The organism is Pantoea sp. X-Soil-TKNS-1280 (genome assembly GCF_059730475.1).
On the sequence record NZ_AP035962.1, the window covers coordinates 4,268,580 to 4,284,611 of the forward strand.

Here is a 16,032-nt window from a genome sequence, read left to right on the forward strand (position 1 = left end):
TTCGTGTTGCAGCAAGGCGGCAACTGAAAGAATCCCAGGGAGCTGAGATAGCTCAGTGACCCGGGTGAGTGAGGGCAGCCAACGCGGCTGCGGCACGAAAGACGCAGAAGATTTTTTGTTGCCGTGGAAACTTTCAGCCCATCTTCGGATGGGCTTTTTTCTCCACGAATTCATCGTTCAAATGACGGGTTTTACCACCAAAGGCTATAATGCACTGAATTAGTGCAGAGGAACGCTGTATGGCAACTGGCACGCTGCCCGATGCGGGGCAGATTCTCAATTCCCTGATAAACAGTATTTTGCTGGTCGATAATGAACTGGTAATTCATTACGCCAACCCGGCAGCACAGCAATTACTGGCGCAAAGTTCACGGAAATTATTCGGCACGCCGTTACCTGAATTAACCGGCTATTTTTCGCTGAATATTGAGGTGATGCGCGAGAGTCTTGAGGCTGGCCAGGGCTTTACCGACAGCGAAGTGACCTTAGTGGTAGATGGCCGCGCGCATATTATGTCGCTCACGGCACAACGTCTGCCCGATGGCTTAATTTTGCTGGAAATGGCGCCGATGGATAATCAGCGTCGTCTCAGCCAGGAACAAATTCAGCATGCTCAGCAGGTCGCCGCCCGCGATTTGGTACGCGGTCTGGCTCATGAAATTAAAAACCCGCTGGGAGGTTTACGTGGTGCTGCGCAGTTATTATCGCGCGCCCTGCCCGACCCTTCGCTGAATGAATATACCAAAGTCATTATTGAGCAGGCCGATCGCCTGAGAAATCTGGTCGATCGTTTGCTTGGCCCGCAGCAACCCGGTTTACATGTCACCCAAAGTATTCATCAGGTGGCTGAGCGCGTGGTCAATCTGGTCTCGATGGAGTTGCCGGATAATGTCTCGCTGGTGCGTGATTACGACCCCAGCCTGCCGGAGCTGCCACACGACCCGGATCAAATTGAACAGGTTCTGCTGAATGTAGTACGCAACGCGCTTCAGGCGTTGGGTGAAGAAGGCGGCACGATTATTATCCGCACCCGCACCGCGTTCCAGTTAACGCTGCACGGGGTACGATATCGCCTGGTGGCACGCATCGATATTGAAGATGACGGCCCAGGCATTCCGGCTCAACTGCAGGATACGCTGTTCTATCCGATGGTGAGTGGGCGTGAAGGCGGCACCGGTTTAGGTCTGTCGATTGCGCGCAGTCTGATCGATCAGCATTCAGGAAAAATAGAATTTAACAGTTGGCCTGGTCACACCGAATTCTCGGTTTACCTGCCTATTCGCCAGTGAGGTTTCTATGCAACGAGGGATAGTCTGGATCGTCGATGACGATAGCTCCATCCGCTGGGTGCTTGAACGTGCGCTCACTGGAGCCGGTTTGAGCTGTGCAACTTTTGACAGCGGCAACGAAGTGCTGGAAGCGCTCTCGACCAAAACCCCAGATGTTTTACTGTCAGATATTCGCATGCCGGGCATGGATGGGCTGGCGCTGCTGAAACAAATTAAACAGCGACACCCGATGTTGCCGGTCATCATTATGACGGCGCATTCGGACCTGGATGCCGCCGTCAGCGCTTACCAGCAGGGTGCATTTGATTACCTGCCGAAGCCATTCGATATTGATGAAGCGGTTGCGCTGGTAGAGCGCGCCATCAGCCATTATCAGGAACAACAGCAGCCGCGCAATCAGCCGGTGAGCGGCCCAACCACCGATATTATCGGTGAGGCCCCGGCCATGCAGGACGTATTCCGCATTATTGGCCGCCTGTCACGTTCCTCCATCAGTGTGCTGATTAATGGTGAGTCGGGTACCGGTAAAGAACTGGTGGCACATGCCCTGCATCGCCACAGCCCGCGCGCTAAAGCCCCCTTTATCGCGTTAAACATGGCGGCTATTCCGAAAGACCTGATTGAGTCAGAGTTGTTTGGCCATGAGAAAGGCGCATTTACCGGTGCCAATCAGATCCGTCAGGGACGTTTTGAGCAGGCCGATGGCGGCACGCTGTTCCTTGACGAGATTGGCGATATGCCACTTGATGTGCAGACTCGTCTGCTGCGTGTGCTGGCCGATGGTCAATTCTACCGGGTTGGCGGCTACGCACCGGTGAAAGTGGACGTCCGTATCATTGCGGCAACCCACCAGAACCTGGAAATGCGGGTACAGGAAGGCAAATTCCGTGAAGACTTGTTCCATCGTCTGAACGTGATTCGTGTACATCTGCCGCCACTGCGTGAGCGTCGTGAAGACATTCCGCGCCTGGCACGCTACTTCCTGCAAGTGGCTGCGCGTGAACTGGGTGTGGAAGCAAAGATCCTGCATCCTGAAACCGAAGCAGCGCTGACGCGTCTGCACTGGTCAGGCAACGTGCGTCAGCTGGAAAACACCTGTCGCTGGTTGACGGTGATGGCAGCAGGTCAGGAAGTGTTGATCCAGGATCTGCCTGCGGAGCTGTTTGAATCCAGCGCCCCCGAAAGTCCGGTGCAATCGCTGCCGGATAGCTGGGCCACGCTGCTGGCACAATGGGCAGACCGCGCACTGCGTTCCGGTCATCAAAACCTGTTATCTGAAGCACAGCCGGAAATGGAGCGAACCCTGCTCACCACCGCCTTGCGTCACACACAAGGCCATAAACAGGAAGCGGCACGTTTGCTGGGATGGGGACGTAATACCCTGACACGCAAACTGAAAGAACTGGGAATGGAATAAAAGTGTGAAAAAGGGAGCATTTGCTCCCTTTGTTATTTTATATCACGCGTGAAAATTGCTGCTGACGCGCCTTCTGCCGCAGATACACATCAAAGCACATGCAAATATTGCGGATCAGCAGGCGGCCTATGCCGGTAACCCGTAAGCCCCCTTCATGCTGCTCCAGCAAACCATCAGCCACCAGCGGTGCCAGTAACCCCAGGTCTTCGGCGAAATAGCGCTTAAACACGATTGGCCACTGAGCCTCAACAGCGGCATAGTCGAGTGCGAAATTGCAAATCAGCGCCTTGATCACATCGCGACGCAGGCAATCATCTTCACTCAGAGTCAGACCGCGCCACAGCGCATTACCCCTTGTCTCAACACTGCTATACCAGGTGTTGAGATCTTTATGATTCTGGGCGTAGCTGTCACCGATCATGCTAATCGCCGACACACCAAGCCCCAGCAAATCCGTGTCACCCTGGGTGGTATAGCCCTGAAAATTGCGGTGCAACTCGCCCGCTCGCTGGGCCACCGCCAGTTCGTCGTCCGGACGCGCAAAGTGGTCCATACCGATAAACTGATAACCTTCGCCAGTCAGGGTAGCGATGGTCTGCTGTAAAATTTCCAGTTTCTGCGCTGCGCTGGGCAGTTCGTCTTCTTTGATTTTTCGTTGCGCCGCGAACAGCGCGGGCAGATGCGCATAATTAAACACGCTAAGGCGGTCGGGGTTGAGGGCAATGACACGTTGCAGAGTAAAAGCAAAGCTTTCGGGCGTTTGCAGCGGCAAACCGTAGATCAGATCGATGCTGACCGAGCGAAAACCCTGGTCACGCGCACGTTGTACCAACGCGAAGATCATCGCCTCATCCTGCACGCGATTGACCTTCTCCTGTACCGCTTTATTGAAATCCTGTACGCCCATGCTGAGACGGTTGAAACCCAGCGAGCGTAGATGATCGATCATCTCCAGCTCAATTTCTCGCGGATCGACCTCGATCGACATCTCCACGTCATCAGCCAGCGTAAAATGGCTGCGTAACAAGCCCACCAGCCGGCTTACCTGCTGCTGATTAAGGAAGGTCGGCGTACCGCCCCCCCAGTGCAGCTGGGTGACGCTACGGCCCGTAAACAGCGGCGCACGCTGCTTAATTTCCTGCTCCAGCACATCAAGGTAGCGATCAGCTTTATGTAGCTGGCGCGTCACGATTTTATTGCAGCCACAGAAGTAGCACAGGCGATGGCAAAACGGGATATGAACATACAGTGAGAGCGGTCGATCAGGATAGCGCGTCACCGCCTGCTGAAAATCGGCTTCGCTAAAATTTTCACTAAATTCCAGCGCGGTAGGATAGGAGGTATAGCGCGGACCGGCGTAATTGTATTTTTCAATCAGCCGCTGATCCCACTCAATCTGCTGCGATGACATGCTCACTCCTTACGGTGACGTCGTCTGAAGGCGGGCCGCGAAGCAGAAGAGTGAACAGGGTGACGCACAGAAACCCGATGTAAACGCGACTTCAGACGCGACAGGCGGCGTAGTTTAAACAATAAGCTGATGAGATAACATGCCAGCAGCAGCGCTAAAATTGATCCAGGCCAAAACATCGGTGAATACCTGTTTTGCGTGGCATGCGTGAATACGCATGCCGATCAAAATGAGGCTTATTTGCCCTTCAGCAGGCGCATCATATCTTCTTCTGCCTGCTCATCGTCTTCAGCATCATCATCAAGCGCAATGCCAAGCGTTTCCATCAGCTCATCAATGCGGTCCAGCGTTTCGTCCAGCCAGGCCTGCTCTTCACCGCTCAGGGTCTCGCCGCTTTCCAGACGATCCAGCAGCGTGTCGAGACGCTCATCATTTTCCAGCTTCGCCAGTTCTTCCTGCGGGGTAAGACGGACTTTTTCCGCTTTCGGCTTAGGTGCTGGTTTTTTCACAACCGATGTTTGCCCATCGGCCACTAAGGCCACTGGCTTCTTGCTGCCAAGACGCGGATCCTGAGATTTTTTCGCCTGACCACTACCCGTGGTCTGTTTTTCCGGATTTGCACGGCTACCAGCAACATGGCCGCGATGCTTTTTATCACGTTTGCGGTCACGCGCTTCGGTATTCAAATCTTCACGCGATTTACGCTTCGCTTTAGCGGCGGGTTTGCCGCGTGTTGGTTGTGCAGGTTGCTTCATGGTGTTGGGTCTCGGCAATTTTTAATCAGTATATACCCGCCACATTACGGGCTGGTGAGCTAAGTGCGCTTTTCGCCTTACCGCAGCCCGAATGATTTAAGGTATAGAATTGCGGCGAAATCTAGCAGAAAGCAGACAAAGAAAAAAGGCGACAGCCTATGCTGTCGCCTTATTTCGCACCTTCATATGAAGGAAACACGAGATAAATCCATTATGGCTCACAACGTCCCGGTTGCTCCCTCGCCAAATCGCTCCTGCGAAACTCCCTGTCCTTTTCCGATTTCTCCCTGAATCGCTTCCTGCCTGCTCCTCGTCACCCCCGACACTCCTGAGCACATCATCCTGATGGGTGCTACCTTGCACTGACACCAAATGTAGACTACTCGGTAAAATGAACAAGTAAGACTCTTCTCTAATTTATAGAGGAAATGGCAGAGGTATTGTTAATTAATTGAATTTATAAGTAAAAAATTACGCTGCGGTAAAGGGAAGCGGTAATGACTGGCAGCACTAATCACACATCTCTTACAAAATGGCGCGTTAAGACACCATCGGGCACTTTTGCGCCATAACAGGTATACTCTGCCCAATTGCCTGAATCACTTTGCCGGAGTTTTACTTTGTCTGCTTTGAATTATCACGTTACCCATTTTATTCTCAGTGCCCCGGATATTCGCCACTTACCCGCAGATAGCGGCATTGAAGTGGCTTTTGCCGGTCGCTCGAATGCAGGCAAATCCAGCGCACTGAATACCCTCACCAATCAGAAAAGCCTGGCCCGTACCAGTAAAACGCCGGGGCGCACCCAGCTCATTAACCTGTTTGAGGTGACGGAGGGCAAACGTCTGGTGGACTTACCGGGCTACGGTTACGCCGAAGTGCCGGAAGAGATGAAGCGTAAATGGCAGCGTGCCTTGGGTGAATATTTGCAAAAACGCCAGGCGCTGAAAGGATTGGTGGTACTGATGGATATCCGCCATCCGTTAAAAGATCTCGACCAGCAAATGGTGGAATGGGCGGTCCAGAGCGAGATCCCGGTTATGCTACTGCTGACCAAAGCCGACAAACTGGCTTCTGGCGCGCGTAAAGCACAGCTTAATATGGTGCGTGAGGCGTCACTGGCCTTTCAGGGCGATGTGCAGGTGGAGATGTTCTCTTCGCTGAAGAAACTGGGCGTCGATAAACTGCGCGATAAACTGGACAGCTGGTTTAACGAACTGGAACCTGCACAGGAAGGTGAAGGCGACGACATCACGGCATAACATGTTTGCGGGTTAACCACCCGCTTTTTCAGATAAAGCCCAATAAAAAACGCCCCAGTCATAAATGACTGGGGCGGCTAATATTCAGCCAAATCCGATTACGTGAAGTAAAAGGTCTGAAAGATAGAACATCTTACCTCTGTACCCTACGCGAGAAACTTTACCTGATTTTTCCTGACCAACAAAGGGTTTTTTGTTGTTTAGTTTCAGGAATCGACATCATTTTTACCAGGTTCGTCACAAAATTGCGTACCCAATGTAGTTTAATTACCAAAAAAATGCTTAGCCGTTAGGTAGTTACAAAACGCGCATTTTACAGGCCGCTTTTGCACGTTGCTGAACCGATTAAGTAAACTTTTTTCTTATGACATTGTCGTAAGCGGCATTGCACCGCTTACGGGGTAAAACTTAGTGTGCCTGGTCCCAGTTATCGCCGATCCCTACCTCAACCTGGAGCGGTACAGCCAGCTTCATACTGCTTTCCATCAACTGACGTATTTTTTCGCAGGCAGCATCCACTGCATCCTGATGGATCTCAAAGACGAGTTCATCGTGTACCTGCATGATCATTTTTACCGTGTCATCGTTTTGCTGTAATAACCAGCCATCCACGGCGATCATTGCACGCTTAATGATGTCTGCAGCTGTCCCCTGCATGGGGGCGTTGATGGCCGCACGTTCCGCAGCTTTACGACGGATAGCATTGCCGGATTTGATATCCGGCAGCCATAAGCGTCGGCCATCCAGAGTCTCGACATAGCCTTTTTCTGCCGCCTGCTCACGCGTCTCTTCCATATAACGCAGTACGCCCGGATAACGCTCAAAGTAGAGATCCATATACTTTTTCGCTTCACCCGCGCCGATATTCAACTGACGTGACAGGCCAAACGCGCTCATCCCGTAGATTAAGCCAAAGTTGATCGCCTTGGCGCTGCGGCGCTGCTCACCAGATACCTTGCCAAGCGCCACGCCAAACACTTCTGATGCCGTTGCACGGTGAATGTCCTCACCCTGAGCGAAGGCATCCAGCAATCCTTTATCCTGCGACAGATGCGCCATAATACGCAGCTCAATCTGTGAATAGTCGGCAGCGACAATGCGTTTGTCCGGCCCGGCAATAAATGCCTGACGGATACGACGCCCTTCATCATTGCGCACCGGGATATTTTGCAGGTTAGGATCGGTGGAAGACAGGCGACCTGTCGCCGTTACCGCCTGATGATAAGAGGTATGCACGCGGCCAGTGACAGGGTTGATCATCAGCGGTAGCTTGTCGGTATACGTCGATTTCAGCTTCGACAAACCACGATGTTCCAGAATCACTTTTGGCAGTGGGTAGTCCAGCGCCAGCTCTGCCAGCACCTCTTCACTGGTCGATGGCGCTCCGCCTGGGGTTTTCTTAGTGGGCTTAATACCCTGTTTTTCAAACAGAATGGTTTGCAGCTGCTTAGTAGAGGAAAGGTTAAACGGCTCACCCGCCAGCTCGTGCGCTTGCAGCTCCAGTTCCGCCAGACGCGTGGTCAGCTCCTGGGAGTGTTTCGCCAGGATATTTTGATCGATGAGCACACCGTTACGTTCTACCCGGGAAATGACCTTCAGCAGCGGCATCTCAATCTCTTCGAAGATTTTTTTCGGTCCGGCTTCTTTCTCCAGCTCAGGCCACATTTTCAGGTGTAACTGCAGGGTCACATCCGCATCTTCCGCAGCATAATGCCCCGCCTGCTCGATCGCGACCTGGTTAAACGTCAGCTGGTTTTTACCTTTCCCGGCAATTTCTTCAAAGGTCACGGTTTTATGGTTTAACCAGCGTGCTGCCAGGCTATCCATATCATGCTTACCGGCAACACTGTTCAGGCAATACGACTCCAGCATAGTGTCGAATTTAATCCCGTTCAGTTCGATATCGTAGTTCTTCAGTACACCACGATCGTATTTGAGATTTTGCCCGACCTTTAGCGCCTTACTGTCTTCCAGCAACGGTTTTAATTGTGCCAGCACCGTTGCGCGATCCAGTTGATCAGGTGCATCGAGATAATCATGCGCCACCGGCAGATAAGCTGCTTCACCCGGGGCCACGGCAAAAGCGAGTCCCACAATGTTGGCGCTCAGGGTATCCAGTGAATCCGTTTCCAGATCAAAAGCAAACACGTCGCTTTTTTGCAGCTTTTCCAGCCAGCTGGCAAAGGTGCCTTCATCAAGGATGGTGACGTAACCATCGGACGACAAGACACTCACGGTCTCAGCTTTAGCCGCCGGTTCATCCGGTAATCCCTGCTGAGCCTGTGTGTTGTTCTTTTTGCCCTGTAGCCATTTCCCTTCCTGCAGATCAACCAACCAGCGTTTAAATTCGTAACGACCAAACAGCGTTTGCAGTACCGAGACATCCGGCTCGTTTACCGTTAGCTGTTCACAGGTAAGTTCCAGTTCAACATCAGTTTTGATGGTTGCCAGTTGATAGGAAAGAAATGCTACATCGCGGTTCTGTTCCAGCTTGGTCGCCATGGTTTTGGCTCCGCGGAATGACAGATCGGCAACTTTTTCCAGGTTGTCATAGATGGTTTGCATGCCCCCCAACCCCTGCAACAGTGCCTGTGCCGTCTTTTCCCCCACCCCCGGTACGCCGGGAATGTTATCCGAGCTATCGCCCATCATGGCAAGGAAGTCGATAATCAGGGAAGGTGGTACGCCGTATTTCTGTTCAACTTCTTCTGGTCCCAGGACCGTATTGGTCATGGTGTTAATCAGGGTGATACCCGGCGTAACCAGCTGGGCCATATCTTTGTCGCCGGTACTGATCAATACCGCGCGCCCCTGCTTTTCAGCTTCCTGTGCCAGCGTGCCAATGACGTCATCGGCTTCAACGCCAGAAACCGCCAGCAGCGGTAATCCCATCGCCTTGACCATTTCATGTAATGGCTCAATTTGCGCACGCAGGTCATCTGGCATGGGAGGACGATGAGATTTGTAGTTCTCGAATAACTCATCGCGGAATGTTTTTCCTTTCGCATCGAAGACCACGGCAACGTGGCTGGGTTGATACTGCATCAACAGGCTTTTCAGCATGTTGAGCACACCGTACATTGCGCCAGTTGGCTCACCTGCGCTATTGGTCAGAGGCGGAAAGGCATGATATGCACGGTAGAGATAGGATGATCCGTCTACCAGAATCAGGGGATTTTCTGCAATGTGCGCCATAAGTTTGATTTTTCTTCGTTGCGATTAAGAGGTGTATAAGGATGCCATAACCTGAGGCGAATGTTGAATTTGCACCAGTCGAAGTGGTGTTTTTTACTCAAAACGCAGCAGGGATCGCAAGGATCGTATTGTGGATAACTTTGTGCGTAAATTTCATAACGTATTGTTATTTCCGTTATTCGCAATCGTTTACCTTATAAAAAAATAAATTTTTCAATAGGTTACTGACTTTCCGTGATGCGGGGCATCTTTTTAAAAAGATGATCATCGATGTGGATATTAACCACAAGGTTAACAGTAAGAAGGGATATAAAGGCGAGTCCGATAATAAAAAACGCCGACTAAGTCGGCGTTGATTTGCTGGCTAAATTAGTTTTTTTCCACCAGGAATTTTACGACATTGGCGTAATCGGCAACAAAGTTATCCATCGAGCTGGTGTCGAGACCGCCGTTGTTGACCATATATTTGCCATTAATAAACATCGCTGGCACACCCTGCAGATTTACATCAGATGCCGCTTTCTCCTGCTGAGCAACCAGCGCTTTTACTGCAAAGCTGTTCCATGCTGCATCGTAATCTTCAGAAGAAATTCCTGCCGCTTTGATAAAAGTATCTTTCAGGCTGGCCGCATCGGTCACGGTCTGCGTTTTCTGAATACCATCGAAAATTGGCGCTGAAACTTTATCTTCAACACCCAGCGCCATCGCCACCGCCCATGCGTGCGTCACCACCGGACCGAAATCACCACCAAGGAAATCAACGTGATATTTGGTCACTTTAGTATTCGCAGGCAGATTCTTTTTCACCGCATCGCTAACGTGGTAAATACGTTCAAACTGGTAGCAATGGGGACAGAAGAAGGAGAAAAACTCCATTACCTGCGGTTCACCGGCGACAGGTTTCGGCAGCGTGACGTACTGTTTGCCGTCGGTAAATTGTGCCGCTGAGGCGCTAAATGCCAGCATTAAACCTACCAGCGCGAACCAAATCTTTTTCATCGTGAAAAATTCTCCTGACTGCTTCATTAATATTGCGGGCTAAGCTGCAACGGCGGTTCGTTTAACAGCTTTTCCTGCTCGGTAAAAAGTACAATTTGCCGACGCCAAAAATCCTCATCGGTCATCCACGGAAAGGCTCGTGGAAAAGCTGGATCCTGCCAGCGACGCACGACCCAGGCTAAATAATAAACCATGCGCATCGCGCGTAAAGGCTCAATCAGTGACAATTCATGTAAATCGAAGTCACTGAATTCATTGTAAGCCTCCAGCAAAATATCCCACTGAATACGTTGTTCCTGAAGATCACCATTCACCAACATCCACAGGTCCTGGATTGCAGGTCCGGTACGAGCATCATCAAGATCGACAAACATCGGTCCATCACGCCACAGAATATTGCCGGGATGGCAGTCACCGTGTAAACGCAGTGGTTGCCATTGCGTATTCCATCGCTGCTGCAGCGTGTGATACAGCTTATCTACAGCAGCCAGCAACGGAGCTTTACATGCATTCGGTACCAGCATGCTTTGCTCCAACTGCTGACGCGGCTGCACGATATACTCATCCAGACCAATAGTCGGCCGTTGCGCAAAATGCTGCTGACGGCCTGTTTGATGGATTCGCCCCAGAAAACGGCCAACCCACTCCATCTGTTCTTCATTATCGGTTTCATACTGCCGACCACCCAGACTGGGAAATACGGCAAACATAAATCCTGCATGGCTGTTCAGCGTACTTCCCAGCAGTTCCAGAGGTGCAGCAACAGGCACTTCATCGGCCAGTAGATCATGGGTAAACTGATGTTCTTCCAAAATCTGACCTGCACTCCAGCGCTGTGGGCGATAAAACTTCACCACATAGCGACGCTTTTCATCATCACTGAATTGATAGACACGGTTTTCGTAGCTATTAAGGGCGGTTAAGCCAGATTCGACGCGCAGACCTGTTTCCCAAAGTGCATCAAGGATGACATCGGGATTCAGTGTCTGGAAATTAAAGGCTGCTTCGCTCATCATTTGGCCTGTGTGTTACCTTTGCTTTAATGCGCAAGGATAGCACTACTCATCATCCTTAATCACACCGCGTGCGCGTAATAGCGCGGTTTTGAAGTCCACTTCATAATCCTTTTTCAGCCCGGGAATCTCAGCATCGCTGCCTGCATCACGCATTTTGAGATGGTAAATCAATATGTCGTCAGTTAATTCACTTAATGGGCCACTGAAACCTGATTCCTGTGCCAGTTTTTGTAAAAATGCCAACAGGTTAAGATCAGACTCTTTCTGCCAGGCTGGTTGCAGGAGTTCGAGCAGTTCGTTGAGACGGTGGTATTTCATCATTCATTCCTTTATGCAGGTGTTGGGCTGCCGACCTGTAAGTATCGTCCACTATGAGTAAGGAGACGAAAATGACAGCATTAACCGGCGTGATTCTGGCTGGCGGCCAGGGACGCCGTATGGGTGGTGAGGATAAAGGATTGATGCTTCTTCGGGGTGAGCCCCTTTATCAACACGTTCTGCGCCGTTTTCGGCCGCAGGTCAATATTGTGTTGATAAGTGCCAATCGTAACATTGATCGTTATCAGGCAAGCGGTTGTCAGATTGTTACCGATTCACTGGCGGATTATCCCGGCCCACTGGCAGGTATTCTAAGCGGCTTACGCCACAGCAAAACCGAGTGGGTTGCATTCTGTGCCTGTGACACCCCATGGATCCCTGACGATTTCGTCGCACGTCTATGGCAACAAAAAGCCGATGCATCAGCGGTGTGGGTCAAATCCTCTCTGCGCGATCATCCAGCACTGGCTTTGGTGAATCGTTGTTTAGCGGATAATCTCGAAGCCAGCCTGTTAAGCGGAGAACGCCGTCTGATGCGGTTTTTGCAGGAAAATGGCGGACATGCCGTGACCTTTGCAGATCCTGAATCTGCGTTTCGTAATATCAATACACCTGACGACCTGCGGGATGAGGAGATGTCATCATGACGATACCTTTGCTGGCAATCGCCGCCTGGAGCGGAACAGGTAAAACCACGTTGTTAGAGAAAGTCATTCCCTTACTGAAAGCTCAGGGGATTCGTCCAGGCCTGATTAAGCACACACATCATCATATGGATATCGATACGCCGGGAAAAGATAGTTATTTGCTGCGAAAAGCGGGTGCCGATCAGGTGATCGTTGCCAGCAATCAACGCTGGGCTTTGATGTGCGAGACACCTGATGAGCCGTTAAACCTGGAACAACTGGCATCGCGTATGGATAAATCGATGCTGGATTTGGTACTGGTTGAGGGTTTTAAAGATGAGCCAATTGCAAAGATCGTACTTTGGCGAGCAGGTATTAAAGGCAAGATGGAGGATTTACTTGATGAACATGTCATCGCGGTGGCAAGTGATGCTGATCTGGAACTTCCGATAACCTCTCTGGATATTAATCATCCAGAACAAATTGCTGAATTCATTGGCCAATGGCTTATTTCGCAGCGTAATTAATGATCTTTTTCTGATTTTCAGACGTAAAAAAGCCCTGAACTTTCGTTCAGGGCTTTTTTACTTGATTGATGCCTGGCAGTTCCCTACTCTCGCATGGGGAGACCCCACACTACCATCGGCGCTACGGCGTTTCACTTCTGAGTTCGGCATGGGGTCAGGTGGGACCACCGCGCTACAGCCGCCAGGCAAATTCTGTTTATCCGCACCGCCCTCGCAGGCCGCACGAATCAATCCGTTCGAACAATGCTGAAAATCTTCTCTGGTCTTTCAACCAAAACGCCTCTGGCGTTGTAAGGTTAAGCCTCACGGGTCATTAGTACCGGTTAGCTCAATGCATCGCTGCACTTACACATCCGGCCTATCAACGTCGTCGTCTTCAACGTCCCTTCAGGACCCTCAAGGAGTCAGGGAGAACTCATCTCGGGGCAAGTTTCGTGCTTAGATGCTTTCAGCACTTATCTTTTCCGCACTTAGCTACCGGGCAATGCCATTGGCATGACAACCCGAACACCAGTGGTGCGTTCACTCCGGTCCTCTCGTACTAGGAGCAACCCCCCTCAATTCTCCAGCGCCCACGGCAGATAGGGACCGAACTGTCTCACGACGTTCTAAACCCAGCTCGCGTACCACTTTAAACGGCGAACAGCCGTACCCTTGGGACCTACTTCAGCCCCAGGATGTGATGAGCCGACATCGAGGTGCCAAACACCGCCGTCGATATGAACTCTTGGGCGGTATCAGCCTGTTATCCCCGGAGTACCTTTTATCCGTTGAGCGATGGCCCTTCCATTCAGAACCACCGGATCACTATGACCTGCTTTCGCACCTGCTCGAGCCGTCACTCTCGCAGTCAAGCTGGCTTATGCCATTGCACTAACCTCCTGATGTCCGACCAGGATTAGCCAACCTTCGTGCTCCTCCGTTACGCTTTGGGAGGAGACCGCCCCAGTCAAACTACCCACCAGACACTGTCCGCAGCCCGGATTACGGGCCTACGTTAGAACATCAAACATTAAAGGGTGGTATTTCAAGGTCGGCTCCACGCAGACTGGCGTCCACGCTTCAAAGCCTCCCACCTATCCTACACATCAAGGCTCAATGTTCAGTGTCAAGCTATAGTAAAGGTTCACGGGGTCTTTCCGTCTTGCCGCGGGTACACTGCATCTTCACAGCGATTTCAATTTCACTGAGTCTCGGGTGGAGACAGCCTGGCCATCATTACGCCATTCGTGCAGGTCGGAACTTACCCGACAAGGAATTTCGCTACCTTAGGACCGTTATAGTTACGGCCGCCGTTTACCGGGGCTTCGATCAAGAGCTTCTCCTTACGGATAACCCCATCAATTAACCTTCCGGCACCGGGCAGGCGTCACACCGTATACGTCCACTTTCGTGTTTGCACAGTGCTGTGTTTTTAATAAACAGTTGCAGCCAGCTGGTATCTTCGACTGGCTTCAGCTCCGGGAGCAAGTCCCTTCACCTAATGCCAGCGTGCCTTCTCCCGAAGTTACGGCACCATTTTGCCTAGTTCCTTCACCCGAGTTCTCTCAAGCGCCTTGGTATTCTCTACCTGACCACCTGTGTCGGTTTGGGGTACGATTTCGTGTTACCTGGAGCTTAGAGGCTTTTCCTGGAAGCAGGGCATCAGTTACTTCACCACCATAGTGGCTCGTCATCACGCCTCAGTGTTAAAGAAAACCGGATTTGCCTGGTCTTCACACCTACACGCTTAAACCGGGACAACCGTCGCCCGGATAACCTAGCCTTCTCCGTCCCCCCTTCGCAGTAACACCAAGTACAGGAATATTAACCTGTTTCCCATCGACTACGCTTTTCAGCCTCGCCTTAGGGGTCGACTCACCCTGCCCCGATTAACGTTGGACAGGAACCCTTGGTCTTCCGGCGAGCGGGCTTTTCACCCGCTTTATCGTTACTTATGTCAGCATTCGCACTTCTGATACCTCCAGCAGACCTCACAGTCCACCTTCAGCGGCTTACAGAACGCTCCCCTACCCAACAACGCCTAAGCGTCGCTGCCGCAGCTTCGGTGCATGGTTTAGCCCCGTTACATCTTCCGCGCAGGCCGACTCGACCAGTGAGCTATTACGCTTTCTTTAAATGATGGCTGCTTCTAAGCCAACATCCTGGCTGTCTGTGCCTTCCCACATCGTTTCCCACTTAACCATGACTTTGGGACCTTAGCTGGCGGTCTGGGTTGTTTCCCTCTTCACGACGGACGTTAGCACCCGCCGTGTGTCTCCCGTGATAACATTCTCCGGTATTCGCAGTTTGCATCGGGTTGGTAAGCCGGGATGGCCCCCTAGCCGAAACAGTGCTCTACCCCCGGAGATGAATTCACGAGGCGCTACCTAAATAGCTTTCGGGGAGAACCAGCTATCTCCCGGTTTGATTGGCCTTTCACCCCCAGCCACAGGTCATCCGCTAATTTTTCAACATTAGTCGGTTCGGTCCTCCAGTTAGTGTTACCCAACCTTCAACCTGCCCATGGCTAGATCACCGGGTTTCGGGTCTATACCCTGCAACTTAACGCCCAATTAAGACTCGGTTTCCCTTCGGCTCCCCTATACGGTTAACCTTGCTACAGAATATAAGTCGCTGACCCATTATACAAAAGGTACGCAGTCACACCCCGAAGGATGCTCCCACTGCTTGTACGTACACGGTTTCAGGTTCTGTTTCACTCCCCTCGCCGGGGTTCTTTTCGCCTTTCCCTCACGGTACTGGTTCACTATCGGTCAGTCAGGAGTATTTAGCCTTGGAGGATGGTCCCCCCATATTCAGACAGGATACCACGTGTCCCGCCCTACTCGTCGGACTCACAATCTGTGCATTTTCGTGTACGGGGCTGTCACCCTGTATCGCGCGACTTTCCAGACGCTTCCACTAACACACAAACTGATTCAGGTCCTGGGCTGTTCCCCGTTCGCTCGCCGCTACTGGGGGAATCTCGGTTGATTTCTTTTCCTCGGGGTACTTAGATGTTTCAGTTCCCCCGGTTCGCCTCGTTAACCTATGTATTCAGTTAACGATAGTGCACAAGTGCACTGGGTTTCCCCATTCGGACATCGCCGGCTGTTGCGGTTCATATCACCTTGCCGGCGCTTTTCGCAGATTAGCACGTCCTTCATCGCCTCTGACTGCCAGGGCATCCACCGTGTACGCTTAGTCGCTTAACCTCACAACCCACAGGCGTTTT

12 protein-coding genes and 2 rRNA genes are annotated in these 16,032 nt (G+C 51.6%); 5 read left to right on the plus strand and 9 right to left on the minus strand.

What is annotated here, in order from left to right:
* Positions 1-239: 239 nt before the first annotated feature.
* On the plus strand, positions 240-1,289 hold the full coding sequence (gene glnL / locus AC6I8X_RS19945; protein WP_013511065.1) for a nitrogen regulation protein NR(II): 1,050 nt from the start codon (positions 240-242) through the stop codon (positions 1,287-1,289).
* A gap of 7 nt (positions 1,290-1,296) precedes the next feature.
* Positions 1,297-2,706, plus strand: a complete 1,410-nt coding sequence (gene glnG, locus AC6I8X_RS19950) for a nitrogen regulation protein NR(I) (protein WP_084878044.1) — start codon at positions 1,297-1,299, stop codon at positions 2,704-2,706.
* Between the two features lie 37 nt (positions 2,707-2,743).
* Here glnG and hemN read toward each other — a convergent pair whose 3' ends face one another.
* Positions 2,744-4,117, minus strand: a complete 1,374-nt coding sequence (hemN, locus tag AC6I8X_RS19955; protein WP_497840344.1) for an oxygen-independent coproporphyrinogen III oxidase — start codon at positions 4,115-4,117, stop codon at positions 2,744-2,746.
* A gap of 236 nt (positions 4,118-4,353) precedes the next feature.
* A complete protein-coding gene (yihI, locus tag AC6I8X_RS19960; RefSeq protein WP_416410914.1) occupies positions 4,354-4,872 on the minus strand; it encodes a Der GTPase-activating protein YihI in 519 nt (172 codons plus the stop codon).
* A 620-nt stretch (positions 4,873-5,492) separates the two neighbouring features.
* Between yihI and yihA the strand changes: the two genes are divergently transcribed.
* Positions 5,493-6,134 (plus strand): ribosome biogenesis GTP-binding protein YihA/YsxC, encoded by a 642-nt coding sequence (yihA, locus tag AC6I8X_RS19965; protein ID WP_299456299.1) that lies wholly within the window; start codon positions 5,493-5,495, stop codon positions 6,132-6,134.
* 84 nt (positions 6,135-6,218) lie between these two features.
* Here the strand turns inward: yihA and spfP are convergent, their stop codons facing one another.
* From spfP to AC6I8X_RS19990, 5 genes are all read right to left on the minus strand, one after another.
* The gene (gene spfP, locus AC6I8X_RS19970) at positions 6,219-6,266 is read right to left on the minus strand and encodes a small protein SpfP (protein ID WP_071892919.1); all 48 of its coding nucleotides are present in this window, start codon (positions 6,264-6,266) and stop codon (positions 6,219-6,221) included.
* Positions 6,267-6,542: 276 nt separating this feature from the next.
* A complete protein-coding gene (polA, locus tag AC6I8X_RS19975) occupies positions 6,543-9,329 on the minus strand; it encodes a DNA polymerase I (protein ID WP_497840345.1) in 2,787 nt (928 codons plus the stop codon).
* A gap of 369 nt (positions 9,330-9,698) precedes the next feature.
* Positions 9,699-10,328, minus strand: coding sequence for a thiol:disulfide interchange protein DsbA (dsbA, locus tag AC6I8X_RS19980; RefSeq protein WP_299456295.1), 630 nt, complete (start codon positions 10,326-10,328; stop codon positions 9,699-9,701).
* Positions 10,329-10,354: 26 nt separating this feature from the next.
* Positions 10,355-11,341, minus strand: a complete 987-nt coding sequence (locus tag AC6I8X_RS19985; RefSeq protein WP_313687519.1) for a serine/threonine protein kinase — start codon at positions 11,339-11,341, stop codon at positions 10,355-10,357.
* A gap of 45 nt (positions 11,342-11,386) precedes the next feature.
* Positions 11,387-11,662: a YihD family protein gene (locus tag AC6I8X_RS19990; RefSeq protein ID WP_021186428.1), complete on the minus strand. Its 276-nt coding sequence runs from the start codon at positions 11,660-11,662 to the stop codon at positions 11,387-11,389.
* Positions 11,663-11,733: 71 nt separating this feature from the next.
* Between AC6I8X_RS19990 and mobA the strand changes: the two genes are divergently transcribed.
* Positions 11,734-12,309, plus strand: a complete 576-nt coding sequence (gene mobA, locus AC6I8X_RS19995; protein WP_416410910.1) for a molybdenum cofactor guanylyltransferase MobA — start codon at positions 11,734-11,736, stop codon at positions 12,307-12,309.
* Complete coding sequence (gene mobB, locus AC6I8X_RS20000; RefSeq protein ID WP_497840346.1) at positions 12,306-12,815, plus strand: molybdopterin-guanine dinucleotide biosynthesis protein MobB; 510 nt, start codon at positions 12,306-12,308, stop codon at positions 12,813-12,815. The genes mobA and mobB overlap by 4 nt, the downstream gene beginning before the upstream one ends.
* Positions 12,816-12,885: 70 nt before the next feature.
* Here the strand turns inward: mobB and rrf are convergent.
* Positions 12,886-13,001, minus strand: a 5S ribosomal RNA gene (rrf, locus tag AC6I8X_RS20005).
* A gap of 106 nt (positions 13,002-13,107) precedes the next feature.
* Positions 13,108-16,012 (minus strand): 23S ribosomal RNA (locus AC6I8X_RS20010).
* Positions 16,013-16,032: the final 20 nt, after the last annotated feature.

Excerpts from the sequence above, each read along its gene's own strand:
- hemN (WP_497840344.1), bottom strand. The coding sequence starts at position 4,117 with ATGTCATCGCAGCAGATTGAGTGGGATCAGCGGCTGATTGAAAAATAC.
- mobA (WP_416410910.1), top strand. The coding sequence starts at position 11,734 with ATGACAGCATTAACCGGCGTGATTCTGGCTGGCGGCCAGGGACGCCGT.
- AC6I8X_RS19990 (WP_021186428.1), bottom strand. The coding sequence starts at position 11,662 with ATGAAATACCACCGTCTCAACGAACTGCTCGAACTCCTGCAACCAGCC.
- yihI (WP_416410914.1), bottom strand. The coding sequence starts at position 4,872 with ATGAAGCAACCTGCACAACCAACACGCGGCAAACCCGCCGCTAAAGCG.
- mobB (WP_497840346.1), top strand. The coding sequence starts at position 12,306 with ATGACGATACCTTTGCTGGCAATCGCCGCCTGGAGCGGAACAGGTAAA.
- glnG (WP_084878044.1), top strand. The coding sequence starts at position 1,297 with ATGCAACGAGGGATAGTCTGGATCGTCGATGACGATAGCTCCATCCGC.
- AC6I8X_RS19985 (WP_313687519.1), bottom strand. The coding sequence starts at position 11,341 with ATGAGCGAAGCAGCCTTTAATTTCCAGACACTGAATCCCGATGTCATC.
- dsbA (WP_299456295.1), bottom strand. The coding sequence starts at position 10,328 with ATGAAAAAGATTTGGTTCGCGCTGGTAGGTTTAATGCTGGCATTTAGC.
- glnL (WP_013511065.1), top strand. The coding sequence starts at position 240 with ATGGCAACTGGCACGCTGCCCGATGCGGGGCAGATTCTCAATTCCCTG.
- polA (WP_497840345.1), bottom strand. The coding sequence starts at position 9,329 with ATGGCGCACATTGCAGAAAATCCCCTGATTCTGGTAGACGGATCATCC.